The sequence below is a fragment of the Streptomyces sp. B1I3 genome, assembly GCF_030816615.1.
Classification (GTDB): domain Bacteria; phylum Actinomycetota; class Actinomycetes; order Streptomycetales; family Streptomycetaceae; genus Streptomyces.
Genome location: NZ_JAUSYD010000001.1, coordinates 1166456 through 1188713 on the forward strand (window position 1 = coordinate 1166456; position 22258 = coordinate 1188713).

Here is a 22258-nt window from a genome sequence, read left to right on the forward strand (position 1 = left end):
GGGCGACGCCACTCCAGGTCGTCCGCCGCCGAGCGGACGCACGCCTAGGCGTCCGTGCGGATCACCACGACGAGGTTGCGCGGGCCGTGGACACCCTCCACCCGCTCCAGCTCGATGTCGGAGGTGGCCGACGGACCGCTGATCAGGGTCGTCGGCCGCTCCGGCACCAGCCGGGCGACCGCCTCCGGAACCCCCGCCACGACCGAAGACAGGTCGACGACGCACACGTGCAGGTCGGGTACGAGGGAGAGGGCACGCCGGCCCTGGTCGGGCGATCCGTCCAGGAAGATCGTGCCGGTCTCCGCGCAGCTGACGGCAGAGGCCGTCACCACGCCGTCCAGTGCGTCGAGACTCGGCGCGGGAATGTCCGCCGAGTCCCGCTGGACCTCGCCGTCGTAGGCGCCGAGCCACTGTTCGTCCAGGCCGTCCGGCACGCCGATCCGCCGCGCGCCGCGTTCGCGCATGATCTCGGCGATCACTTCGGCTGTCCGGTCGCCGGTGCAGGGGTACACCTTCGCCTTGTAGTCGACGAGCCGGTGCGTCAGGAGGGCGAGTCGTTCGTCGTCGGGGAGGGTGCGGCCGGTGCGGTAGCCGCGGGGAACGGTGGCAGTAGGGACGGGTGCGAGGGCCAGGGCGTCCCTGACCCGGCCGAGCACCGTGTCACGGGCGGTCGTCGTCACCGGTCCTCCTTGTGATCGTCGGCGGTGCGCCGGGCGCCCTCTTCGGCGGCGGCGCTCATCGTTGCCGCGCCCTCGGCCGATGCCAGCCACGCACGGAAGGTCTGCTTGGGCGGGGCAGCGGTGTCGCGGCTGTCGCTCCAGCCACTGAGCGGGGCGGGCAGGTGCGAGATCGTGCCGCTCGGTCCGCCGGCGATCCGGCCGAGGGCGGCGCCCTTCTGCGCGGCGGTGAAGAGCTTCGGCCGCTTCATCACGCCGGCGGCGGCCTTCATGGCCAGCTTCTCCGCGGTGGTGCCGGACTGTTCGGTGTGCTGGTGGCGCAGTTCGACGAGCATCGACGGGATGTCGATCTTGACAGGGCAGGCGTCGAAGCAGGCACCGCACAGGCTGGAGGCGTACGGCAGCGAGCTGTTGGGGTCGTCCTTGGCCGCGTCCATCCCGGCGAGCTGCGGGGTGAGGACCGCGCCGATCGGGCCGGGGTACGTCGATCCGTACGCATGGCCGCCGGTCCGCTCGTACACGGGGCAGACGTTGAGACAGGCCGAGCAGCGGATGCAGTTGAGGGCCTCACGGCCGATCGTGTCGGCGAGCGCGGCGGTGCGGCCGTTGTCCAGGAGGACCAGGTGGAAGTCCTGCGGCCCGTCCCCGGGTGTGACGCCGGTCCACATCGAGGTGTACGGGTTCATCCGCTCGCCCGTCGAGGAGCGCGGCAGCAACTGGAGGAAGACTTCCAGGTCCTGGTAGCGCGGCAGGACCTTCTCGATGCCCATCACGGTGATGAGGGTGTCGGGCAGGGTCAGGCACATCCGGCCGTTGCCCTCCGACTCGACGACGGACAGCGTGCCGGTCTCGGCGATACCGAAGTTGGCCCCGGAGACCGCCACCTTGGTCGTCATGAACTTCTCGCGCAGATGGACGCGTGCCGCCGCGGCGAGATGCGCGGGGACGTTGTCGAGGTCCGGGTCGACACCGGGGATCTCGTCGAGGAAGATCTGCCGGATCTCGTCGCGGTTGCGGTGGATCGCGGGCACCAGGATGTGCGAGGGCTTGTCGTCGGCGAGCTGCACGATGAGCTCGGCCAGGTCGGTCTCGTACGGGGTGATGCCGATGGATTCGAGGTGCTCGTTGAGGCCGATCTCCTGGGTGGCCATCGACTTGACCTTGATGACGTCGCTGCTGCCCGTCGCCCGGATCAGCCGGGCGACGATCTCGTTGGCCTCGGCTCCGTCGCGCGCCCAGTGGACGGTGCCGCCGTGCTCGGTGACCTTCTGCTCCAGCTGCTCCAGGAGTTCGGGGAGCCGGTTCATCGTGTCGGTCTTGATGGCGGATCCGGCGTCGCGCAGCTGCTCCCAGTCGGGGAGTTCACCGGTGACGCCCAGCCGCTTCGTGCGGATGGTGCGGGTGGCCCTGCCGAGGTTGCGGCGCAGCTGCTCGTTGCGGAGCTCGTCGTGGGCGGCCTTCGGGAACTTCCGGTCGCCGCGCAGGTTTCCCGTTCCGTACGGGGACCGGGGCGGCGCGGCGGGCATGCCGAGGAACGTACTCATCGGGCGGCCTCCGTCAGGGCGTACGGCGCGATACGGGTGGATCCGAGGATCTGGGCGAGGTGCAGGGTGCGCGTACCGGACCTGATGCGGGAGAGTCCGCCGGCGATGTGCATCAGGCAGGAGGAGTCCCCGGCGGTGCACACGGCGGCCTCGGTCGTGGCGATGTTGCGCATCTTGTCCTGGAGCATCGCGGTGGACGTCTCGGCGTTCTTGACGGCGAAGGTGCCGCCGAAACCGCAGCAGGAGTCGGCTTCGGGGAGCTCGACGAGATCGATCCCCTCGACGGCACGCAGGAGCTTCAGCGGCTTGTCGCCGACCCGGAGCATGCGCAGCGAGTGGCAGGTGGGGTGGTAGGTCACTCGGTGCGGGAAGTACGCGCCGACCTGGGAGACGCCGAGGACGTCGACGAGGAACTCCGACAGCTCGTACGTCTTGGCCTTGACGGTGGCGACGCCGGCGCGCAGCGAGGCGTCCCCGTACCGCTCGGCGACGATCTCGTGCTGGTGGCGGACGCAGCCGGCGCACGATCCGGACGGCATGACGACCGCGTCGATGGACGCGTCCCCGAACTGCTCGGCGAACCTGCGCACCAACGGGACGGGTTCGCGCTGGTAGCCGGTGTTGACGTGCATCTGGCCGCAGCACGTCTGGTCCGGCGGGAACACCACGTCGTGGCCCAGGCGGGCGAGCAGTACCGCGGTGGATTTCACCGCCTCGGGGAAGAGCGTGTCTCCCAGACAGGTGGCGAAGAGTCCGATGCGCATGGGACCTCCCCGGTCGTTTATGGTCCGACCATACTAGCCTCGGTCCGCATGGGGAACCGTCGGGCGCGTGGGAGAAAAAGGTGGCGGGCAAACAGGAGCGGGGACGGTGCTCGTGCGCACCGTCCCCGCTCCCCTGCCGCCCCGTGCGGGCTATGTCTCGTCCACCAGCGTCCCGTGCAGACCACGGATGTGTTCCTCGACCAGGTCGGCCGCCTCGCCGCCCCGCCCCTCGCGCACCAGCGCAAGCAGCCGCGTGTGCTGGGCGTTGAGTGCACCCGCGGTGGCCGGCCAGTCCTCGGCCTCCTCCAGCGCCCGCAGGATCAGCGGACGTACGGACTCGCGCACCGCGGAGGTGAGCGTCGAGGTCAGCGCGTTGCCCGAGCTCCCGGCGATCAGCACGTGGAAGCGGGTGTCGAGGTCGTTGAACTCGGCCACGCCCACATCCGGCTCGCCCATGCGTACGAGGAGCCGCTCGGCCTCGTCCAGATCCTCGGCCGGGGCGTGCCGGGCAGCAGCTTCCCAGCTGGAGCGCTCCAGTACGACGCGCGCCTCCAGTACGTCATGGAGGCTGTAGCTGCCGAGGGCGAAGTGCAGACGCAGCAGACGACCCAGGGCATCGTCCGGGTTGCGCACGATCCGGGCCCCTGAATCCGGGCCCCTGCCCGGCTGCGCGACCAGTACGCCGATGGTCTCCAGCACCCGGAGCGCCTCACGCAGAGCGGAACGGCTGACCCCGAGCACCGGTGCCAGCTCCCGCTCGGGCGGAAGACGGTCGCCCGCCTTCAGCTCTCCGGCGAAGACCCGCTCCTCGATGCTCTGGAGCACGAGTTCGTGCGTACGGGACTGCCGTACGGGTTGCCACTCGACCGGCATCCGCTACTCCCCGCTCAGGGTGATACGTATGGTCCGACTATGTCACACATGGCGTGTGGTCGGACCAAATACGGCGGGTCGCCGCGACGCTCTGGAGCGCACCTGGTACGCGATGCGGGCCGCGGCGGTCGAGCCGCTGGCGGTTTGGTGACGCGGGACGGCTCAGGCCACCCGGAACGTGATCACAAGCACCTTGTGTGTTTCATACGATTCTCACCGAGTGCGCCTACGGTGCTGTCGTGACCCAGACGAGCCCGCCCGGTTGGCATGCAGACCCCGGGTATTCAGGAATCGGCCCCGCACAGGAACGCTGGTGGGACGGGAGCCGGTGGACCGATCAGCTGCGCATACCGCCCGCCACCGTCCGGCGCCGCCGGATACGCATCGGCGCCGGCATCGCCGCCGGTGTCGTCGTACTCGCGGCCGTCGGCGGTGGCGCCTACATGCTGGGGGACGACTCCGGCGGAGGGGACGGCACTTCGGCCGCCACCGCCCCGTCGCAGAGCCCCGGCCGCCAGGGGGCGCCCGATGGCGACGGGCAGGACGGAGGCAGCGGCGGAGAGGACGGGGGCGGCCAGGGCCCCGGCCAGGACATGCCGCAGACCGAGGAGGGGTATGCCACCGACCTGGCCAGTGGCATCAGCATCCCGGTGCCCGACGGCTGGAACGGCCGGTCGGGACCGGTCGGGGCCGGTGTGACGACCGGCGAGTACGCCTGTCCCGGCGACGAGGAACAGAAGTGCGTGCGCGGCGGCGTGTTCTCCGCGCCGGCACAGGCATTGGAGATCGCGGAGACCACGGCGAAGGCCGCGGCGGAGGCGGACATCAAGGTCAACGCCGAGGAGTCGTACGGCGAGAAGATCTACGGCGGCATCACCTCGCACGAGCAGCTCAGGTCCGAGGCGGTCACGGTGGCCGGGCAGAAGGGCTACGTGGTGCGCTGGAAGGTGGTGACCAAGGAGGGCGACGACGGGTACGTGGAGTCGCTCGCCTTCCCCTCCCCGAACATCAAGGACATGCTGGTCGTCGTCCGCTCCGGGTTCGACATCAACACCAAGGCCCCGAAGCTCTCCGTCCTGGACGGCATCACCAAGGGCATCAAGGCGGCGACGGGAACCGGTTCCGGCAGGACCGCCTGATCGAACGGCCGTGTGCGCCACCCCGGAGGCCGTACCGGATCATTCCGGTACGGCCTCCGGCCGCCGGGGCCGCCGGTGCACCTGAGGCCGGGGCCGCCGAGGACGATGCGTCCTCCAGGGACACCCGGTGATCGACGCAAACGGGTTCGTGACCACCCACCCAAGTGCGGTATTGTTCTCATGCACGTTCGGCCAGGGCGAAACCCCAGGTCAGGCGGGCAACGGGACGTGGCGCAGCTTGGTAGCGCACTTGACTGGGGGTCAAGGGGTCGCAGGTTCAAATCCTGTCGTCCCGACTCGAAGGAGTCGTGGTCCGAGGGGCTGGACCGGAGCAATCCGGTCCAGCCCCTCGACCGTTTCCGGCATACCTGCCTGCTCAGCCCCGGACGGTGTCTTGCGCCCGCCCGGCCTCGCACGGCGCCTCCGCGTGCCCGCCCCCGGACCGGGCCCGCAGCCGTCCCGGTCGGCGATGCACCGGTCACTCGCGCGTGGCTGAGTGTGCCGGCGGACTCGTTCGCGCGCTGTCCTGAGCGGGCGGGCCGACGGTCCCGGCCGGATGGGCCCGCGTCCCTCAGCCGTGGAAGATCTCGCGCCGGTCGAGGTGCCCGACGAGTTCCCCTGCCAGCAGCTTGATGGTGTCCAGCCCGGCCCGGCCCCAGGGGCGCGGCACGGTGTCCACGGCGCAGACCGTCCCGAGGGCGATGCCCGTGCGGTCGATGAGCGGGGCCCCGAGGTAGGAGCGGATGCCTATGCCGTCGACGACGGGGTTTCCGGCGAACCGCGGATAGTCGCAGACGTCTTCCAGGACGAGCGCCTTGCGCCGCACGAGGACATGGGGGCAGTAGCCGTGGTCCCGGGCCAGCCGGCGGATGCTGCGGCTGCTGCCGGCGGCCGCAGCCGCGCCGAGGTCGGCGCCGGTCCGGATGCCGGCCGGAGTGTGCAGGCCGGCGAAGAACTGCCTGTTCTCGTCGATGAAGTTGACCATCGAGAACGGTGTCGCGGTCACTTCGGCCACCCTGTCGGCGAAGGCGTCGAAGCTGTCGAACGAGAAATCGGCACGCTCTCCCAGGCCGAGTCTGCGGAGCCTGGAGCCCCTGCGGGCACCCTCCCGGTCGACGGGAGTGAGCAGCGGCCGGCCGGCCCCGTAGGGGATCACTGATGGGCTCCGGAGCCCGACAGCGGTGCCGGCGCCGTGGCGTTGATGAGGTGCTGGACGAGGGTGACCAGCGCCCCGGTTCCTGAGCTGGCGATCCGGGCGTCGCAGAGGACGACCGGCACTTCGGGCGTGAGGTCGAGCGCGGCCCGCACCTCGTCCGGCTCGTAACGGTAGGCGCCGTCGAACTCGTTGACGGCGACGATGAATCCGATGCCGCGGCGCTCGAAGAAGTCCACGGCGGCGAAGCACTCCGCCAGTCGCCGCGTGTCGGCCAGCACGACGGCGCCCAGCGCCCCTTTGGAGAGTTCGTCCCACATGAACCAGAACCGCTCCTGGCCGGGGGTGCCGAAGAGGTAGAGCACGTGCTGCTCGGAAAGCGTGATCCGGCCGAAGTCCATGGCCACGGTGGTCGACGTCTTGGACTCGATGCCCTCGAGACTGTCGGTCGCCACGCTGATCTGCGTCAGGAGCTCCTCGGTGCTGAGCGGGGCGATCTCACTGACTGCCCCCACGAACGTCGTCTTCCCCACGCCGAACCCGCCCGCCACCAGGATCTTGAGGGCCACGGGAAAGTACTCGGAGCTTCCGGTGCTGTCAGAGCTGTCGTCGTAGACCATCGAGCACTGCCTCCAGCAGGGATCGGTCGGTGGGCATGTCGTGGAAGGCGGGAGCGTGCGCGGTGACCGCGCCGCAGTCGACCAGGTCGGACAGGAGGACCTTGGTGATGACCGCGGGCAGCCGGAGGTGGGCGGCGATCTCGGCCACGGACGTCGGGCCGTCGCACAGTCCCAGGGCAACGCTGTGTTCGGGCCCGAGGTGGACCTGGGGCTCGCTCCCCGTGGCCATCACCAAGGAGAGCAGGTCGAGCACGGTCGTCGGCCTCGTCCGGCCGTTGCTCACGGTGTACGGGCGGATGAGCCGGCCGGCCGCGTCGTCGAGCAACGGCCCGTCCTGCGGGGCCGGCATCCTCACAGCCCCGGGGTGAACGGCGCTCCGGCCGTCTGCCGGAGCGGCGTCATCAGGTAGGGGCGGACGCTCTTGACCAGCATGGCCATCTCGTAGCCCAGTACGGCGGCGTCCGCCTCGCGCCCGGCGAGGACGGCGAGGCAGGTTCCCGATCCGGCGGTCGAGACGAACAGGAGCGTCGAGTCGAGCTCGACGACGACCTGTCGCACGTCACCGTTGTCGCCGAAGCGGGCGCCGGCGCTGCGGCCGAGGGAGTACAGGCCGGCGGCGAGGGCTGCCATGTGGTCGGCGCTGTCCCCGTCCATGCCGTGGACGGATTTCACCAGGCCGTCTGCCGAGAGCAGGACCGCACTGCGCGTGTAGGGCACGCGCTGTACCAGCCCGCTCAGCAGCCAGTCGAGGTCCGAGACCTGACCGGACGGCATGTCGCTCGTCATGGTGCATCTACTCCTTGGAGGGGGTGTGGCGGCTTTTCGGGGTCGGTCGGGGCGGGCCTGGGCGGATCGGTCCGCCCGGTGGACCCGGACCACTCGGTGCCACGCGGCGCACGGGGTGCATGGGGTGCACATGCCGCACGTGGCGTCGTGACGCACGTGGCACACAGCTCACGGCCCGTCCGGGCCGTGCGGCCGGTTCGGGCCGGGTAGCCGCGGCCCGGAGGGGCCGCCCGGCTCCGTCGTCGTGGAGGGGCCGCGGACCGGCAGCGGGGCGAGGCCGTGGTTCCGCTGCGGCCCCACGGACACCTCGGGGGCGTCCCCCGTCGCCGTACCCGGCGCGGCGGCGCCGGCTCCCTGCCCCGAAAGGCCGGAAGGCGGGGCGTACGGGAATCCGGGCTCCGGGTCCTCGGCGGACTGTGCCCCGGCGAGGTCGACCCCTCGCCGGAAGGCGGCCATGAGCCCGGGGTCGTGCAGCGCGTTCTCGTCCTCCACACGCGGGACGGGGGCCTGTCTGAGCTGGGGAACCAGATGCTCCTGGTTGCTGCGCCTGGGGAGTTGCGGGCGGGCCTGGGTGCTGCTCGCCGTCCCCGGATCATCCCGCCCGGCCGCGGAGACGTGGGCGGCGGCGCCGTCGGCCGGCCTGGTGGGAGGCGGGCCGGCCGCGGGGTTGGGGCCGTCGACACGCTCGGCGCGCAGCGGCAGCGCCGGCCCCTCCCCCGGGCGGCGGGCCGTCTCCTGCGGCTGGTCGCGCCGGAGGACGGGCTGTTCGGGCGGGGGCAGCGGCGCGTGGGACGCTGGCGCGTCTTGGGGGGACGGCGGGCCGTGGACGGTCGCGGACTGCGGGACGGGCGCCGTACCAGGCGTCTCCTGCACATCGGTGTCGATGCCCAGGAGGATCTGCGGCAGCACGAGCACCGCCTGCGTCCCGCCGTAGATGTTGCTCTGCAGCCGCACGGCGATGCCGTGCCTGCGGGCCAGCGAGGCGACGACGAACAGCCCGATCCTGCCGTCCTGCAGCAGATGTGCCACGTTGACCCGGTCGGGGTCGGAGAGCAGGGCGTTCATCCGCTTCTGCTCGGGACCGGGCATGCCGAGCCCGCGGTCCTCGACCTCCAGGGCGAGTCCGGCGGTCACGCGCTGGGCCCGCAGCAGGACCTGGGTGTGCGGGGCGGAGAACACGGTCGCGTTCTCGACGAGTTCGGCCAGCAGGTGGATCACGTCGGCGACCGCGTGACCGCGCAGCGTGCCGTCGATCGGTGGCACCAGTTTCACCCGCGGATACTGCTCGACCTCCGCGATCGCCGAGCGCAGCACCTCCGTCACGCTCACCGGACTGCTCCACTGCCGTCTCGACACAGCGCCGCCGAGCACCGCGAGGTTCTCGGCGTGCCGGCGGATGCGGGTGGCGAGGTGGTCGACGTGGAAGAGTCCCTTGAGCAGGTCGGGGTCCTCGACCTCGTGCTCCAGTTCGTCGAGAATCTGGATCTCCCGGTGCACGAGGGACTGCAGGCGCCGTGCCAGGTTGACGAAGACCTCGACCTTCTGTTCGTTCCCGGCGCTCCTGAACAGCTGGGACGCCTCGACGACGGCGGACACGGCTCCGTCCTGCGCCCGGCCCATGTCCTGGGCGAGCAGGTCGAAGGCGTCGGCGTCGGGGGCGGCGGGCGGTCTGGCCGCAGGGGGCGGCACGGGTGCGCCCTCGCGGAGCTGTTCCATGACCCGTCGCAGCTCGGCGGCGTCCTGGGCGCTGGTGCGCCGGAGGGCGAGACAGCGGTCGAGCACCCCGGCCGCGACACGGTTGGCGCCGAGGAAGGCCGCGGCCACGGCGGCGACGGCCAGCGCGCCGGAGCCGCCGAGGGCCGCCAGCAGGCTGGCAGACGGCCGGACACCCGAGGACCGTACGGTGAAGATGACGGCGGCGGCACCGCTCAGCACGGCGGCGACGGCCGGCAGGAGGGCCGTACGCAGCACCTGGGGCCGTACGCGGGCGTCGGGGGCGGGGGGCGTGGCGCGCGGCCGGCCGGCAGCCGAGTGTGCACGGCCGCCCGGACGGCCGTGCCGCCCGCCTTCGCGGCGTTCCGGTCGCGCGGTGGGTGCGCGAAGTTGAGACATCATCGTCCTCGGTACGTGGGGCACCAGGAATCGGCATTCGTGTGGTGACACCTACGGTGGTCGGTCAGGCCCGGGTCAACGGCGTGGGCGGACTCGACCGATAGGAGCCCACCGTTGATCACCGACCACACACGGTAGTCGCGAAGCGCCCGCGTCCGATGTGCAGTTGTCGAACTTGCCCACCAGGCGTCCCGCTCTGGTATGAGGCCTCGTACGGGTAGCCGAATCCGCGCGAAGGCCTCTTGGTACTGGTGACCGAACTCCGTTCGGACGAGCGAGTCGCAAGGGCCGACGCAGGACGGTGTCACCACGGCGGGCCCACGGCGGCGAAGGGCCGGGGCACCGGGCGGATCACCGGGGGACATAGAAGACGATCGGTTGTTTATCGACTTCACGGCGGGTACCCGGACGGCGTGTCGAAAGACGTCCGGCAGGGAGATTCCTGTGCGCACGGACGACCGCCGGCACGGCGCCCGCGGTGGTGGCCGTTTGGGGCGGGACACGAGTTCTCCCGTGTGACACCACCAGGCGCGGACCTTCCCGCGTGCATCACCGACGAGCAGAAGGAGATCCACCATGGCCGAGACGAACCCCATCGAGCTGCAGAAGGCGCTCAAGGGAGCCGAATATCCCGCCGCCCGTGACGACCTGGTGTCGGTGGCCCGGGACAACGGCGCCGATGACGCCTTCGTCGACAAGCTCTCCCACGTGAACAGGGACCGGTTCGACGGTCCGAACGACGTGCAGAAGGCCGTGTTCAGCGACAGCTGACCCCCGGAGCGCGAGGTTCCACGTGGACGCCCCCACCGTGCGGCGGGGGCGTCCTCACGAATCGCGGGGGCGTCCGGCGCGCCGCGTGGTTCAGAGGAGGATCGCGTACACGAGGAAGAAAGCCGCCACGAGGACCACGCAGACGACGATGGCCAGGAGTGGTCCCTTGGCCCAGCCCTTCGGTGGGCTGTGCTGCGGCCCGGCCTCGGACATGCTGCCCTCGGCGGGGGGCGTGTCACCCGGAGGCACAGCTCCGCCGGGCTCCAGGCCGGGGGTGCTGTCCGGGTCGGGATCAGGATTCGATGCGCTCATGCGCCACCGGGTTCCCACCGAACAGCTGCTCAACCGTGCGCCGACGGCCCGCGTCGGTACACGGCCGGCGGAAACGCGCTCCTCGCACTCGTCGCCCGGCGCCGGATCCGGCCGTGGCAGGCTGCCCCACACCACGCCGTCACCGGGCGTCCCTGCCCCGCCGTGCCGCGGCGACCGTCGCGAGCACCACTCCGACGGCGAGCACCAGGAGTCCGCGCAGCCACACCTGCGCCTCGATCTGCGTGGCGAGCAGGACGCAGGAGGCGCCGCCCAGCACGGGGAAGGCCGTGGCGACCCGGAAGTGGCCCGCCTCGCCCGGCTCCCGGCGAAGGACGAGGACGGCGGTGTTGACGATGAGGAACACCACGAGGAGGAGCAGGACGAGGGTGGAGGCCAGGGTGGCGACACTGCCCGTGAGCGCCAGGATCATCGCCGGGACGGTGGTGGCCACGATCGCGGCCCAGGGGGTGCGCCGTCCGGGCAGCACCTTGGCCAGACCGGAGGGCAGCAGCCCGTCCCGTGCCATGCCGTAGGTGAGACGGGAGGACATGATGCCGGTCAGCAGTGCCCCGTTGGCGACGGCCACGAGGGCGACCGCGCTGAACAGCCAGGTCGGCACCCCGCCCGTGGCCTCGACGACCTCCAGCAGCGGGCCGCTCGACTCCGCGAGCCGGCCTGTCGGGACGGCGGCGGAGGCGGCGATGCCCACGAGGACGTACACGGCGCCCGCCGTGGCGAGTGCGCCGAACAGGGCGCGCGGGTACGAGCGCCGCGGATCGCGGGTCTCCTCGGCGACGTTCACCGAGGTCTCGAAGCCGACGAACGAGTAGTACGCCAGTACGGAACCGCTGAGGACAGCCGTCGCTGCGCCCTTCTCCGCCGTGCCGAGCTGGGTGAGTCGGCCCGGGTCCCCGTCGCCGCGCAGCAGCAGCCATGCGCCCAGTACGACGATGACGGCCAGGCCGCCGACCTCGATGAGGGTGGCGACCACGTTGGCGCGCGTCGACTCCTTGATGCCCCTGGCATTGACCAGCGCCAGCAGCGCCAGGAACACCACGGCGACGAGCCCGACGGGCAGCGTGACGAAGGCCGACAGGTAGTCCCCGCCGAAACCGCGGGCGAGCGCGGCGACCGAGACCACGCCCGCCGCCAGCATGCAGAACCCGGCGACGAAGCCCATGAAGGGGCCGAACGCCCGGGTGGCGTAGTGCGACGCTCCCCCGGCCCTCGGGTACTTCGTGGCCAGCTCGGCGTACGAAGCGGCGGTGAGCAGGGCCAGCAGGAGGGCCACCAGGAGCGGTACCCACACGGCCCCGCCCGAGTCGGCGGCGACCTGGCCCACCAGGACGTACACGCCGGCGCCCAGGACGTCGCCCAAAATGAAGAAGTAGAGCAGCGGGGTCGTGAGGGCCGGTTTGAGCGCCGGGCCGGACGCAACCGTCGCCGTCTTGTCCTTGGCTGTCGACATGTCGCCTCCGGTCCCCCGTTTCGCGGGAATCATGCTTGTGTGTTTCACGCCGGCTCGCGTTCGCACGCCGGTCTCGCTCGCGCCGGACGGAGGGCCGGCAGTCGCCTGCCGGCCCTCCGTCGATGTCGCGCTGTCTCGTGGCGGGGTCAGATCCGTCCGCCGGTGAGCCGGGTGATCGGCCCGCCGTGGACCTTGGCGGTCTGGCGTCCGAGGGCGAAGGCGCCCCCGACCAGGCCGACGGCACCGGCAGCGGCACCCGCCGCTATCGCCTTGCGGTGCTTGACCACGGTCCACGCGGTGGTGGCGGTCGAGGCCACCTTGCCCACCGTGGACCTGACGGTCTGCTGGCTCGTGTCCCATCCGGCAGCGGCGGCGCGCTTCGTCGCCTCACCCGCCGAGCGGACACCGGACTGCGCGGACTTTCCGGCTTCCTCAGCGGACGAGGTGGCCTTCGAAGCTGCGACCGCCGAGTTCGTCTTGGCGCGGTTCCCGGCGGAAGCGGTGGTGCTGCGCCCCTTGGAAGCGGCGGCCTTGGCATTCGCCCCGGTCTTCGCCGTCGCACCGTTCACGTTCTTCGTCTCTTCTCTCTCTGCAGTCATGGTATGCGTGTTGCCGCTCGATCCCGCCTGAAACAGGGGCGGTTGTTCTTCGCGGTGCTTGTTCTGTGCGGTGCTTGTTCTGTGCGGCGCTGTTCCGCCGTGGTCCTTCCACGCGGCTGCTCCAGGTGACTGCTCTAGGCAGCGTCCCGGGGCAGCAGAGATCCCAAGGGCCCCAGGTCGAGATTCAGGTCTTCCATGGTCAGGTCGTAACGCTCGCAGAGTTCCGTCATGCGGTCCTGGAGAATCATCAGCGTCATCCCGATGCGCTCTTCCTGGTCCTCGCGCAGATCACCTTGGTCGACCCTGTGCAGCGCGGTGCGTTCCATGAGTTGACGCAGCAATTCCACGATGGTCAGCACGAGCTTGATCAGGTCACGCTCGACGGTGTCCGGGTCGGTCTCCAGCCGCTGGGCGATGCCGCTGCCGGGTCTGTGCTCGTCAGGTCCCGCGGGGACGAGGTCGAAAGCCCGAGCTGCCGCCTGTGCGACGTCCTGCAGGTCCGCTCCTCGGGGGCCCGGTCCTTCCGCGTCCTTCATGAAAGATCTCCTCGTTCGTTCGGTCGCCCGGGGAACGTGCTCCCTCACCAGGGTGCCGGTTCGTCCGATGTGATCGACCGGATGACGGCCCGCAGGTTGATGTGGACCAGGTCCACGTCGGCGACGGACAGCACCAGGTCGCCGGTGAGGACCGCGCCGCCGTTCAGCAGCCTGTCGAGCAGGTCGATGAGCGCGACCTGGCGGCCCGCCAGGGACTCGACCGAGTCGTCCGTGGCACCGGCCTGCCCGGCACCGGTCTCGCCGAGACCGGTGCCGGGCAGTCCCTCGTACGGCCCGTTCATCGAGGTCCGCCCCCACTCGCCGGCGGTGTCGCGAACGAGTAGGGGGCCCACGGGCCGGTGACCTCGACCTCCACTCCCGGGACGCCGTCGGCCAGCCCCCTGAGCGCCTCACGGAACTCCGCCTCCTGCGACGCCCTCACCAGGTACGCCTCGTTGGCGATGTTCTCGCCCGCAGCCCGGGCCAGATCCCCTTGCTGGGGCCGGTGCGACATGTGCGCCCGGGCGATGTCCGCCACCCGGGCGGATATGCCGGCCGCCACCGCTCCGGCCGCCCGGTAGGCGTCCCGGTGGTTCTGGCGCTGCGCCCGGCGCTGCTGCAGGTACGCGCGTCCCGGGCTCGACGCCTGCCCGCTCTCCTGCCCGCCGCCCACCGCGGCCGCGGTGGCAGCGCTACGGGGGTCGGCGTAGACCTTGACTCCCAGCTCCACATGGCCTTCGAGACGGGCCAGGAGCGCGTCGAATTCCGGCTCCCGCCCTTCGAGCATCGCGCGCACCCGGGCGTCGTCGACGTACACCGTCGCCAGCCGCATCGGCAGGACGGTCGTGTGGGCCGAGGCGCTCTCGACGACGGCGTGGTGGGTGCGGGCCATCACCTCGAGCAGCCCGAGATCCTCCATGCGGGAGGCGATACCCGCCGAGTCGTACGACGCGGACGGGACCGAGGACACCACCGCGAGGAGGCCGCCGCCCCGTACGGTCCGCAGCGTCCCGCCATCCAGGCCGGGGTGTCCGCTCAGGGCCGTATCGAGGGGGGTGCCGATGCGCCCGACGGCGTATACGTAGGAGAGCTCCTGCCCGGTCCCCGGGTCGAATTCCGCCGTCACTGCCGTTCCCCGCCTTCCGCGTTCTGTGCTCCTGCCGTGCCGGGCAGCGCTTCGGGCGCCTTCCCGCCGGCGGTGGCGGTCAGTCCGGCGGCAGCCCGCAACTCAGCGATCTCGGCCCGGAGCCGGGCATTTTCCTGGGCGAGTGTTCCCTGCGGTTCCTCGCCGCCGGACGGATCGTGGGCGCCGGTCACCTGCCGCTCGGGGCGCGCACGGGAGGAGAGCGAGGGATCGTGCTCCCACCAGTCGATACCCATTTCCTTGGCCTTGTCCACGGAAGCGACGAGCAACCGCAATTTGATGGTCAGCAGCTCGATGTCAAGAAGGTTGATCTTGATATCGCCCGCGATCACGATTCCCTTGTCGAGAACGCGCTCAAGGATGTCGGCGAGATTCGCGGAAGAGCCTTGCTGACCGTACGAGGAGACTCCCGAAGAGCCCCCCATCCGGCCGGCCAGTGAATCGGACACGTGGAATCAGCCCCGTCCGCTGTCGTATCGGCGCCGCATGTCAGCCACGCGCCGATGCGGTACGGCGCCGACTGCGCGGGGCCGGCTCCTCGTCGGCCTCTTCACCCTGGCCGGGCTCGTCGGCCTCTTCGTATTCGTCGTACTCCTCGGAGTCCTCGACCTCCTCGGGCTCGTCGCCCTCCTCGGCGTCCTCGGCCCCATCGGCGTCCTCGGCCCCATCGGCGTCGTCGCCCTCCTCGGCGTCGAGGGGTTCCTCGTCGTCGTCCTCGGCACGCGGCTCGTCGTCGTCGGGGTCTTCCTCGGCCTCGTCCTCGTCGGCGTAGGCCTCATCGGTGTCGGAGGGCTCGCCGTCCTCCTCGTCGGCGTACCCGGACTCCTCGGGCTCCTCCCCGTCCGCCCCGGTCTCCTCCTGGGCGCGGGCCTCCTCCTCCTCGACGGCCTCGTCGTGGCCCACCACGACCTCGCCGTCCCTGATCTCGCCGCGCCATCCGTCGGTCGCCTCACCGCGCATCATGATGAACTTGCGGTAGAGCTTGAGATCGAGGCGGGCCCGGCGGCCCTGCGCCCGCCAGATGTTGCCCGTCTTCTCGAACAGGCCCTTCGGGAAGTACTCCAGCACGAGCAGGACCCGCGTCAGGTTGTCGGTGATGGCGTGGAAGGTCACGACGCCCTTCACCGTGCCCTTCGCACCTTCCGTGGTCCAGGTGATCCGTTCATCGGGCACCTGCTCGGTGACGTTCGCCTTCCAGCTACGCGTGGACTTGGCGACCTTCACCTTCCAGTTGCTGGTGGTGTCGTCGGCCTTCTCGACGCTGACGACACCCTTGGCGAAGGTGCTGAACTCCTGGAACTGCGTCCACTGGTCGTACGCCTCGCGCACCGGCACACCGACGTCGATGTCCTCGCTGACGGTGACGCTCTTCGACTTGCCGCCACCGCTCTTGCGCCCCTTGCCGAACAGCCCCTTGACCTTCTCCTTGACCGCGTCCTTCACGTGCGAGGCGCCGGCGGCCATGGCCGCCTGGGCGGGTGACTTGCCCTCACTGAGCTGTTGGCCTCCCTTGGCGATGCTCTTGGCGGCACCACCGAGGCCACCGCCCTTGCCGTCGGCCATCGAGCTGACGCCCTCACCGAGCCGGTGGCCGAGGCTGGTGACCGCGTGCTGGGCCCGGGCCGCGAGGTAACTCTGCAGTTCCTGCTTGAGCCGGTCGGTGGCCGGGTTGTTCGCGACGCCGTCCTTGACCTTGCTGAACGTCGAGTCAGCCATTGCTGCCACCCCGCTCCTTGCGGGTGGCCGACGTCGTCTTGCGTGCGCCGGAGGAGGCCGTGCGTGTCGCGGAGGACGTCTTCTTGCGTGTGCCACCCGAAGCCGAACGACCCGCTCCGGAGGCGGACCGGCCTGCGGACTTCGCGGGCGCCTTGGCCGTGGACTTCGACGAGGACTTCGCCGCCGTCCTGCGGCGCGGGGCCGGCTTCTCCTCGGCGGGCTCCTCCTGGTCGTCGTCCCGCGCGTCCCGGTCGTCGTACTCCTCGTCGTCCTGTTCCTCGTCCCGGCCGTCGGCGCCGTCCGGGTCCCCGAGCGCGAGGGTGCGACGGTGGAGGGAGTCGGCGAGGCCGCCGGCCCGCTGGGTCAGGGCGTTGGTGGCGGCCGTCTTCGTGGCGCCCAGCACTTCCTTGCGCACCTGCTCGTTGAGTGTCCCGAGAACCGGCGAGTCGGCCAGCATCCTGCCGAGCTGCTTGGGGTCCAGATTCAGCTTCTTCCCGGCCAGGAACATTCCGAAGCCGATCGCCATCTTGGCCTTTTTCGTGCGGCCCAGAAAATATCCACCCACGAGGGCCGCAGCTATCTTCGCATTGCCTGTCATCTCTCGAACACCTCAATCTCCCGTCTCAGGAGTTGTTCTTCAGACGCTCCTGGTATGCCTCGCATATTTCGAGGCGGTCCAACAAGTCGTCCTCGCGCCGGTCGAATTCGTCCTCGTCAATGGCACCGCTCAGCAGTTCCTGCTCGAGTTCCGCCAGTTGCCCGCGCACGAGCTCGGGGTCGTAGTAGTCGCGCTCGGCCGCGAGCACGACCTGGTCGAGCACCCAGGCCGTGCCCCGCACGGGAGCGAGAGGCAGTGTGAGAATCTGCGAGATGAGACCCATGACAAGGGCTCCTCCCCTTCACGAGGGGCCCGCCGCTCAGACGAAGCTGTAGGGCGGCAGCGGACCGTTCAGCCGGAACTGGAATTCGTCGCCCCGGCGCTCGGCCTCGTCGTGCACCGCCTGCGAGAAGGCGGCCGCTTCCTCCCGCTTGACGAGGTAGGACACGTTCAGGAAGTGCTTGGCGGTCGGCTCGGCCTCGGCGGTGCGCTCCGCCGCGGGGACGAGGGCGGAGGCGATCTCGCGCCCCACCGCCTCCTGGCGGGACTGCACTTCCTTCGCGACGAGTTCGCCGAGGGCCATCATCTTGTCCTGAGCACCCGGATTGCGGCGTGTGTACTCGGTGAGCTCCCGCGCCTCCTCCGAGTCGTGGAGGATCTCCCTCAGCTGCCCTTCCTCGTCACGGGCCACCTTCAGGTTGTACTCCAGACGCCCGTCGAGTTCGGCGAGACGAGCCGTGTAGCGTTCCTTCTCCCGTTCGAGAGCGTCCAGGACCTGGCCGTCGTCCGGCCCCACGAGCCCGAACCGCATGGGCAGCGCGGCACCTTCTGCCATCAGCCGCTCCAGCACGCTCTGGTGGGCGACGAGATCGCGGCGCTTGGCGCGCAGGCCGGGTGGCGTGTCGCTGACAACGGCTCCCAGATCCCGCGTCTTCACGGTCCGCAGCTCCGACGGCGGGTCTCCGACACCGGAGAGGCCTTCCAGCCGCAGCGGATGGTCGGCCGCGGTGATGGCGTAGATATACGTGGCCATGAACTATTCCTCCCGTCGCTGACCGGTACGGCGGCTGCTGCCGGAAGCAGCGGTCTTGCGTGCCGGCCTCTTCGCCGTTTCCTTTTCCTTCTCGTCCGAGTCGTCGCGCCCGCTCTGGAAGGACTCGGTGAAGGCTTCCACCGCGCCCGTCAGGGCGCCTTTCGACTTCCCTTTGGCACCGCTCTCCACCGTGTCCCCGACGATGTCCGTCAGCTGGGCCGGGGCCTTACGGCCCGACTCCAGGTCCAGCCGGTTGCATGCCTCGGCGAACCGCAAGTACGTATCCACACTCGCGACCACCACACGGACGTCGATCTTGAGGATCTCGATTCCTACGAGCGAAACACGAACGAAGGCATCGATGACGAGCCCCCTGTCGAGAATGAGCTCCAGGACGTCGTAGAGATTTCCGGATCCGCCTCCACTGTTGGAGGCGTTGCTCTGCTGTACGAGACTCATGGTCGGTCTTCCTTCCAATGAGTGATGTCACGTGCGCCGTTCTTCTCCGGGGACCGATTCAGCGATCGACCTGTCCTCGTGAATACCGGCGAACCCTTTCGTAGCCCATGAGTTGGCCCTGACCGTCGAGAGTGACGCGATAGGAGGCCATGACGCTGGTGGTGTCAGGGATCTTCTCGATCTCGACAACCTCCACATCAGCCGTCCAGCCGTCCTCCGTCGCCTTCATCGCGGAGACGGAAGCGGGCTCGCACTGAAGCAACTCGGCGAGCTGGCCGGCTGCATTGCGTATCGCCGTGGAAAGGCCGACGCGCTCCGGGCCGCTGCTACCGCTTTTGTCGTTGGTACTTTCAGTCGTCGCCATGCGTCCGCCTGCCGTGTCTTCGGGACTGCCGTCGGAGTTCTCCGGTCAGCCATTTGTTCGGGGCTGAACTGCGCGTGCCCGTCGAGCCCGAACGTATGCATCCCGGAAACGCGCGTCACGGTCGGCGCAGGCGGGAACGGCCTGACAGCCCGACGGCACCGCTACGCCCGACACACCCGCAACATCCGCTGCATCGGACGGCCGGTCGCGTCGGACGGTCCGTTCACATCACATGGTTACGGTTATTCAGGATGTTCAGGTCATATCGGACGGCTGCGGTCAGGTGAACAGGGCCTCCGCGAGGGCGATGCCCGCGAAGGCGGCACCGAGGCCGGCCACGATCGAGGCGGTCACATTGGCCACGGCGAAGTACCTGGGCTCCGCTCTCGGCCAGGCGCAACGTCTCGTACGAGAACGTCGAGTACGTCGTCAGCGCCCCGCACAGCCCGACACCCAGCAGGAGTTGCAGGGAGTGCCCGGCTGCCCCGGCCGCCACGGCGCCGGTCAGCAGGCCGAGGCTCAGGGAGCCGACGACGTTGACGGTGAAGGTGCCCCAGGGGAAGACCGTGTCGTGCCGGGTCTGCACGGCCCGGTCGGTCAGATAGCGCAGCACGGCGCCCACCGCACCACCCGCGACCACCAGGAGGAGGTCACTCACGGCGCCGTCCCACCGGAGCCGGTGAAGCGGACGGCCCGCACGGGCTCCAACGTCACCGGACCCTTGATCCCCAGGTCCTCCAGCTCCGGGACAAAGGCGTGGATGCGCTCCTCGGTGTCCACGACGACGACCATGACCGGCAGGTCGTCGGCCAGGGACACCAGCCGGGTGGTGTGTACGGTGCGGCTCGAGCCGAAGCCCTCCACGCCGCGGAGGACGGAGGCACCGCTCAGCCCGGCGGCGTGAGCGCGGTGCACGATCTCGCTGTACAGCGGCCGGTGGTGCCAGCGGTCGGTGTCGGCCACCAGCGCGGTCAGCCGCAGCGCGGGGACGGTGGTCCAGCTCATCGCTCACTCCACTTCGCCAGGAAACGGCGCGCGACCCACGCGCCGGTGCTCACCGCGGACAGTGCGGCGGCAAGGGTTGCTGCCAGGTAGGTGAGGGCCAGGCCCGCGTGCCCGTCGCCGACCAGTCGCTCGATGTCCACGCTGTAGGTGGAGAACGTGGTGAAACCACCCAGCACGCCGGTGCCGAAGAACGGCCGCAGCAGCCGGTGTACCGGGAACACCTCGGTCACCGCGACCAGGAAGACCCCGATCACCAGGCATCCCACCGCGTTGACCGTCATGGTCGTCCAGGGGAACGCGCCCGCGTCCGTCGGCCATAGCCGGGCCGCCTCGAAGCGGGCGACGGCACCGAGTGCGCCGCCCACCGCGATAACGGCGAGCACGTCGAGGTGCGGACGCAACGGACCGTGGCGCCGGGCCGTGGCCCCGGGAACGGCGTCGGGTCCGGTCGGCTGCGCCACCCTCGGCAGGTCGGTCTCTTCCGGAGGCATACCCTCTCCTACACGTGGTTCCACTTCCGCGTAAGCGGAGGCGGCCTGTCACGAGTAGGGGCCGTCGGCAGTGGATGCCACGGTCCGGGTACGGCGGGCCCCACCGCCGCGCGGCACCATGGATACCGCAGGGCGTCCAGCATAGCGGGCCGCGCCATCCGGACGGGGCCGTGCCGGTTCGGCGCCGGGCCCCGTGTCGGGACGCCCATGGTCACGCGCTGGGGTTCGCGGTGTTCGGATCACTCTTTTCGGCCCACGACCGGCGCGGGGTACGGCAGATACCCGCGCAGGGCGTGGTCGATCGGGCCGGCAGCATCGGCGCCGGGGCCCGCGAGCCATTCCCGCCAGGGAGTCGTCGCTGCCCCGTCGGTCTCCTGGCTCACCCGCCCAGGTGTCCGTCGGCGTTCCCATGGCCGCGCGCGCAGCGCCCGGTGACGGGGCTCATCCGGCGCTGCCGAATTTCCAGGCTTCGACGTCACGGTAGTGGATCGGCCCCGGGCGGCGCCCGGTGTTGCTGCCGACCAGGTGCAGACGCTCCGCCTCCCAGGTACGGCCGGTGAACGCGGACAGTCCTGCGGCGGCCTGTACCACGCTGGAAGCGTCGCCGCGCCGGGAGCGGGCGAGCGTCAGGTGGGGGTTCAGCGGCCTGTCCATGAAGGTGACTCCGTGCTCCCGGACCAGCGCACGCACGTCCCCGGCGAGCGACCGCAGTCCGTCGAGGTCCCCGCCGATCCCGCTCCACAGCACGCGCTCGTCGAAGTGCCCGCCGCCACTCAGGGCCAGACGCAGAGGACGGCGCCGTGCCGCGAGTTCCGCCAGCGGCGGCCGCAGGAGCGAAACGGCTGACGTAGGCAGCTCCCCGAGGAACGCCAGGGTGAGGTGCCAGTCCTCGATGCGGTTCCACCGCATGCCCGGATAGGCGTCATAGGCAGGCCGCAGCGCCCGCGCCAACTCCTCCTTCGCGTCGTCGGGCGGAGCAAGGGCTATGAAGACGCGGACGGTCGCGGCCTGGATCTGCTCGTGCACAGAGGACTTCCTACACCACCGACGTCAACTGCTGCTGTGGCCCTCCAGGTCAGCGGTGGTTACCGGAACCGTCGCTGCGCCCTCCCGCTCCATGCCGTCGCCGACCCGCCGGCGCATCTCCCGCGCCGCGACTTGGTCGGGCGTTCGGAGCGGCCTGCGGCCTCTCGCCAGCTCGGGCAGGTCGGCATCGGGATCGAAAGCCGTGGTGGAGGCGGGCGATCGAGCGCGGCAGTCCGATCCCGGCTGCCTTCGTCAGGGGGCAGGACGTGACCATCCCTGCGACATACGGAGGTATTCCCGTGTCACCCACCAGTTGTTTCTCTTGTTTCTCATGGATCTCGAAGTGGTCCAGTCAGCCGTCAGGAATTCTCCGCTGCTGCGGCGTTCCAATCCTGAATCTGCTGCAGCCCACGCAGAACGATTTTCGGCTTCACCGGATCATTGCCGGCATTGTGCACCAGGACTGGCGTGTCACCCGCCGGCAGATAGTACGTATGCAGGCCATCGACCGTGAGGTTGTACGTGCGGGCGTGCTGGGTGAACGCGCGGTTGGCCGTGACGACGGTGTCGCCCTCGTCGGTGAGCAGGGTCATGCCCGAGGTTGCCCGGACTGTCGGTGTGGTGCGGTGTGCAGCGGCCTGTGAGCACCACGGCATACCGCTTGTGGCTTCCCGGCCCTTCGCGACCTTCTGACAGACCGGTGCCTCCCGGCGCCTTCGGGCGGCATGGGCGCCCAGGCGCAACATCTCTCGCATGTGTCGCTGTCGACGCCGAAACGTTTGCGGGAACCTACGTACGAAATGTCGCACGTCGTACCGATCAGGGCCGAGTCACACCACACTTGCTGCCGGAGTGGGGGTGGGCCGGCGCGAGCCGAACACTCACGCCGACGCCGAAGCCGTGGATCGGCGAGCAGATTTTCGGCGCCGTACTGCCGCGCCGCTGCCTTGCCCACGACTAGGGCGTGTTTCGAAAGTCCCGCCTGCCCGGGGGCGTCTGGCACGCACGCTCGCCGCGTTGTCGGGATCACCCCGATACACCCGGTATCGAGGCGACCCTCCGCCTTGA

Annotated in this window: 28 protein-coding genes, 1 tRNA gene and 2 pseudogenes; 3 read left to right on the plus strand and 28 right to left on the minus strand. The window is 70.3% G+C overall.

The features are described from left to right. Window positions 1-44 precede the first annotated feature (44 nt). From QFZ58_RS05505 to QFZ58_RS05520, 4 genes are all read right to left on the minus strand, one after another. Window positions 45-680: an LUD domain-containing protein gene (locus tag QFZ58_RS05505; RefSeq protein WP_307123769.1), complete on the minus strand. Its 636-nt coding sequence runs from the start codon at window positions 678-680 to the stop codon at window positions 45-47. After that, window positions 677-2221, minus strand: coding sequence for a lactate utilization protein B (locus tag QFZ58_RS05510; protein ID WP_307123770.1), 1545 nt, complete (start codon window positions 2219-2221; stop codon window positions 677-679). The genes QFZ58_RS05505 and QFZ58_RS05510 overlap by 4 nt, the downstream gene beginning before the upstream one ends. Further along, window positions 2218-2985, minus strand: a complete 768-nt coding sequence (locus QFZ58_RS05515) for a (Fe-S)-binding protein (protein ID WP_307123771.1) — start codon at window positions 2983-2985, stop codon at window positions 2218-2220. The genes QFZ58_RS05510 and QFZ58_RS05515 overlap by 4 nt, the downstream gene beginning before the upstream one ends. A gap of 150 nt (window positions 2986-3135) precedes the next feature. Next, window positions 3136-3858: a FadR/GntR family transcriptional regulator gene (locus tag QFZ58_RS05520; RefSeq protein WP_307123772.1), complete on the minus strand. Its 723-nt coding sequence runs from the start codon at window positions 3856-3858 to the stop codon at window positions 3136-3138. Window positions 3859-4097: 239 nt separating this feature from the next. Between QFZ58_RS05520 and QFZ58_RS05525 the strand changes: the two genes are divergently transcribed. Together QFZ58_RS05525 and QFZ58_RS05530 are read left to right on the plus strand one after the other, a co-directional pair. Then, a complete protein-coding gene (locus tag QFZ58_RS05525; protein ID WP_307123773.1) occupies window positions 4098-4997 on the plus strand; it encodes a DUF2510 domain-containing protein in 900 nt (299 codons plus the stop codon). Between the two features lie 222 nt (window positions 4998-5219). Beyond that, a tRNA-Pro gene (locus QFZ58_RS05530) sits at window positions 5220-5293 on the plus strand. Between the two features lie 275 nt (window positions 5294-5568). Here QFZ58_RS05530 and QFZ58_RS05535 read toward each other — a convergent pair. From QFZ58_RS05535 to QFZ58_RS05555, 5 genes are all read right to left on the minus strand, one after another. Continuing rightward, window positions 5569-6153, minus strand: a complete 585-nt coding sequence (locus QFZ58_RS05535) for a GAF domain-containing protein (protein ID WP_307123774.1) — start codon at window positions 6151-6153, stop codon at window positions 5569-5571. After that, window positions 6150-6770, minus strand: coding sequence for an ATP/GTP-binding protein (locus QFZ58_RS05540; RefSeq protein WP_307123775.1), 621 nt, complete (start codon window positions 6768-6770; stop codon window positions 6150-6152). Before QFZ58_RS05540 ends, QFZ58_RS05535 begins: the two co-directional genes overlap by 4 nt. Then, complete coding sequence (locus tag QFZ58_RS05545) at window positions 6748-7119, minus strand: DUF742 domain-containing protein (protein ID WP_307123776.1); 372 nt, start codon at window positions 7117-7119, stop codon at window positions 6748-6750. Before QFZ58_RS05545 ends, QFZ58_RS05540 begins: the two co-directional genes overlap by 23 nt. A 2-nt stretch (window positions 7120-7121) precedes the next feature. Then, window positions 7122-7556, minus strand: coding sequence for a roadblock/LC7 domain-containing protein (locus QFZ58_RS05550; protein ID WP_307123777.1), 435 nt, complete (start codon window positions 7554-7556; stop codon window positions 7122-7124). Window positions 7557-7724: 168 nt separating this feature from the next. Further along, window positions 7725-9668 (minus strand): ATP-binding protein, encoded by a 1944-nt coding sequence (locus tag QFZ58_RS05555; protein WP_307123778.1) that lies wholly within the window; start codon window positions 9666-9668, stop codon window positions 7725-7727. A 576-nt stretch (window positions 9669-10244) separates the two neighbouring features. On the opposite strand from QFZ58_RS05555, the gene QFZ58_RS05560 reads away from it, so the two are divergent. Continuing rightward, on the plus strand, window positions 10245-10439 hold the full coding sequence (locus QFZ58_RS05560; RefSeq protein WP_307123779.1) for a DUF2795 domain-containing protein: 195 nt from the start codon (window positions 10245-10247) through the stop codon (window positions 10437-10439). 90 nt (window positions 10440-10529) lie between these two features. Here the strand turns inward: QFZ58_RS05560 and QFZ58_RS05565 are convergent, their stop codons facing one another. The 19 genes and pseudogenes from QFZ58_RS05565 to QFZ58_RS34420 all read right to left on the minus strand — a co-directional run. After that, complete coding sequence (locus QFZ58_RS05565; protein ID WP_307123780.1) at window positions 10530-10751, minus strand: DUF6480 family protein; 222 nt, start codon at window positions 10749-10751, stop codon at window positions 10530-10532. A 139-nt stretch (window positions 10752-10890) separates the two neighbouring features. Next, complete coding sequence (locus tag QFZ58_RS05570) at window positions 10891-12219, minus strand: APC family permease (protein ID WP_307123781.1); 1329 nt, start codon at window positions 12217-12219, stop codon at window positions 10891-10893. 146 nt (window positions 12220-12365) lie between these two features. Beyond that, window positions 12366-12818 (minus strand): hypothetical protein, encoded by a 453-nt coding sequence (locus QFZ58_RS05575; protein WP_307123782.1) that lies wholly within the window; start codon window positions 12816-12818, stop codon window positions 12366-12368. Between the two features lie 134 nt (window positions 12819-12952). Next, window positions 12953-13354, minus strand: coding sequence for a gas vesicle protein K (locus QFZ58_RS05580; protein WP_307123783.1), 402 nt, complete (start codon window positions 13352-13354; stop codon window positions 12953-12955). 44 nt (window positions 13355-13398) lie between these two features. Then, window positions 13399-13656 carry a gas vesicle protein gene (locus QFZ58_RS05585; protein ID WP_373428521.1) on the minus strand — a complete coding sequence of 86 codons (258 nt, stop codon included), beginning with the start codon at window positions 13654-13656 and terminating at the stop codon, window positions 13399-13401. Continuing rightward, entirely contained in the window at window positions 13653-14480 is an 828-nt protein-coding gene (locus QFZ58_RS05590; RefSeq protein ID WP_307123784.1) for a GvpL/GvpF family gas vesicle protein, read from the minus strand. Before QFZ58_RS05590 ends, QFZ58_RS05585 begins: the two co-directional genes overlap by 4 nt. Next, the gene (locus tag QFZ58_RS05595) at window positions 14477-14947 is read right to left on the minus strand and encodes a gas vesicle protein (protein ID WP_373428522.1); all 471 of its coding nucleotides are present in this window, start codon (window positions 14945-14947) and stop codon (window positions 14477-14479) included. The genes QFZ58_RS05590 and QFZ58_RS05595 overlap by 4 nt, the downstream gene beginning before the upstream one ends. 40 nt (window positions 14948-14987) lie before the next feature. Then, window positions 14988-16214 carry an SRPBCC family protein gene (locus QFZ58_RS05600; RefSeq protein WP_307123785.1) on the minus strand — a complete coding sequence of 409 codons (1227 nt, stop codon included), beginning with the start codon at window positions 16212-16214 and terminating at the stop codon, window positions 14988-14990. Further along, entirely contained in the window at window positions 16207-16812 is a 606-nt protein-coding gene (locus QFZ58_RS05605; protein ID WP_307123786.1) for a hypothetical protein, read from the minus strand. The genes QFZ58_RS05600 and QFZ58_RS05605 overlap by 8 nt, the downstream gene beginning before the upstream one ends. 25 nt (window positions 16813-16837) lie before the next feature. Continuing rightward, window positions 16838-17095, minus strand: coding sequence for a gas vesicle protein GvpG (locus tag QFZ58_RS05610; RefSeq protein WP_307123787.1), 258 nt, complete (start codon window positions 17093-17095; stop codon window positions 16838-16840). 36 nt (window positions 17096-17131) lie between these two features. Further along, the gene (locus QFZ58_RS05615) at window positions 17132-17845 is read right to left on the minus strand and encodes a GvpL/GvpF family gas vesicle protein (RefSeq protein ID WP_307123788.1); all 714 of its coding nucleotides are present in this window, start codon (window positions 17843-17845) and stop codon (window positions 17132-17134) included. Window positions 17846-17848: 3 nt separating this feature from the next. Continuing rightward, complete coding sequence (locus QFZ58_RS05620; RefSeq protein WP_307123789.1) at window positions 17849-18304, minus strand: gas vesicle structural protein GvpA; 456 nt, start codon at window positions 18302-18304, stop codon at window positions 17849-17851. A 58-nt stretch (window positions 18305-18362) separates the two neighbouring features. Then, on the minus strand, window positions 18363-18668 hold the full coding sequence (locus tag QFZ58_RS05625) for a gas vesicle protein (RefSeq protein WP_307123790.1): 306 nt from the start codon (window positions 18666-18668) through the stop codon (window positions 18363-18365). 279 nt (window positions 18669-18947) lie between these two features. Further along, a pseudogene (gene crcB, locus QFZ58_RS05630) lies at window positions 18948-19326 on the minus strand (fluoride efflux transporter CrcB). After that, window positions 19323-19673 carry a DUF190 domain-containing protein gene (locus QFZ58_RS05635; protein WP_307123791.1) on the minus strand — a complete coding sequence of 117 codons (351 nt, stop codon included), beginning with the start codon at window positions 19671-19673 and terminating at the stop codon, window positions 19323-19325. Before QFZ58_RS05635 ends, crcB (QFZ58_RS05630) begins: the two are co-directional and overlap by 4 nt. Then, on the minus strand, window positions 19670-20164 hold the full coding sequence (crcB, locus tag QFZ58_RS05640) for a fluoride efflux transporter CrcB (protein WP_307123792.1): 495 nt from the start codon (window positions 20162-20164) through the stop codon (window positions 19670-19672). Before crcB (QFZ58_RS05640) ends, QFZ58_RS05635 begins: the two co-directional genes overlap by 4 nt. A 239-nt stretch (window positions 20165-20403) precedes the next feature. After that, window positions 20404-20547 (minus strand): hypothetical protein, encoded by a 144-nt coding sequence (locus tag QFZ58_RS05645; protein WP_307123793.1) that lies wholly within the window; start codon window positions 20545-20547, stop codon window positions 20404-20406. 58 nt (window positions 20548-20605) lie between these two features. Beyond that, a complete protein-coding gene (gene thpR / locus QFZ58_RS05650) occupies window positions 20606-21190 on the minus strand; it encodes an RNA 2',3'-cyclic phosphodiesterase (RefSeq protein WP_307123794.1) in 585 nt (194 codons plus the stop codon). A gap of 443 nt (window positions 21191-21633) precedes the next feature. Then, a pseudogene (locus QFZ58_RS34420) lies at window positions 21634-21789 on the minus strand (polymorphic toxin-type HINT domain-containing protein); the annotation flags it as partial. Window positions 21790-22258: the final 469 nt, after the last annotated feature.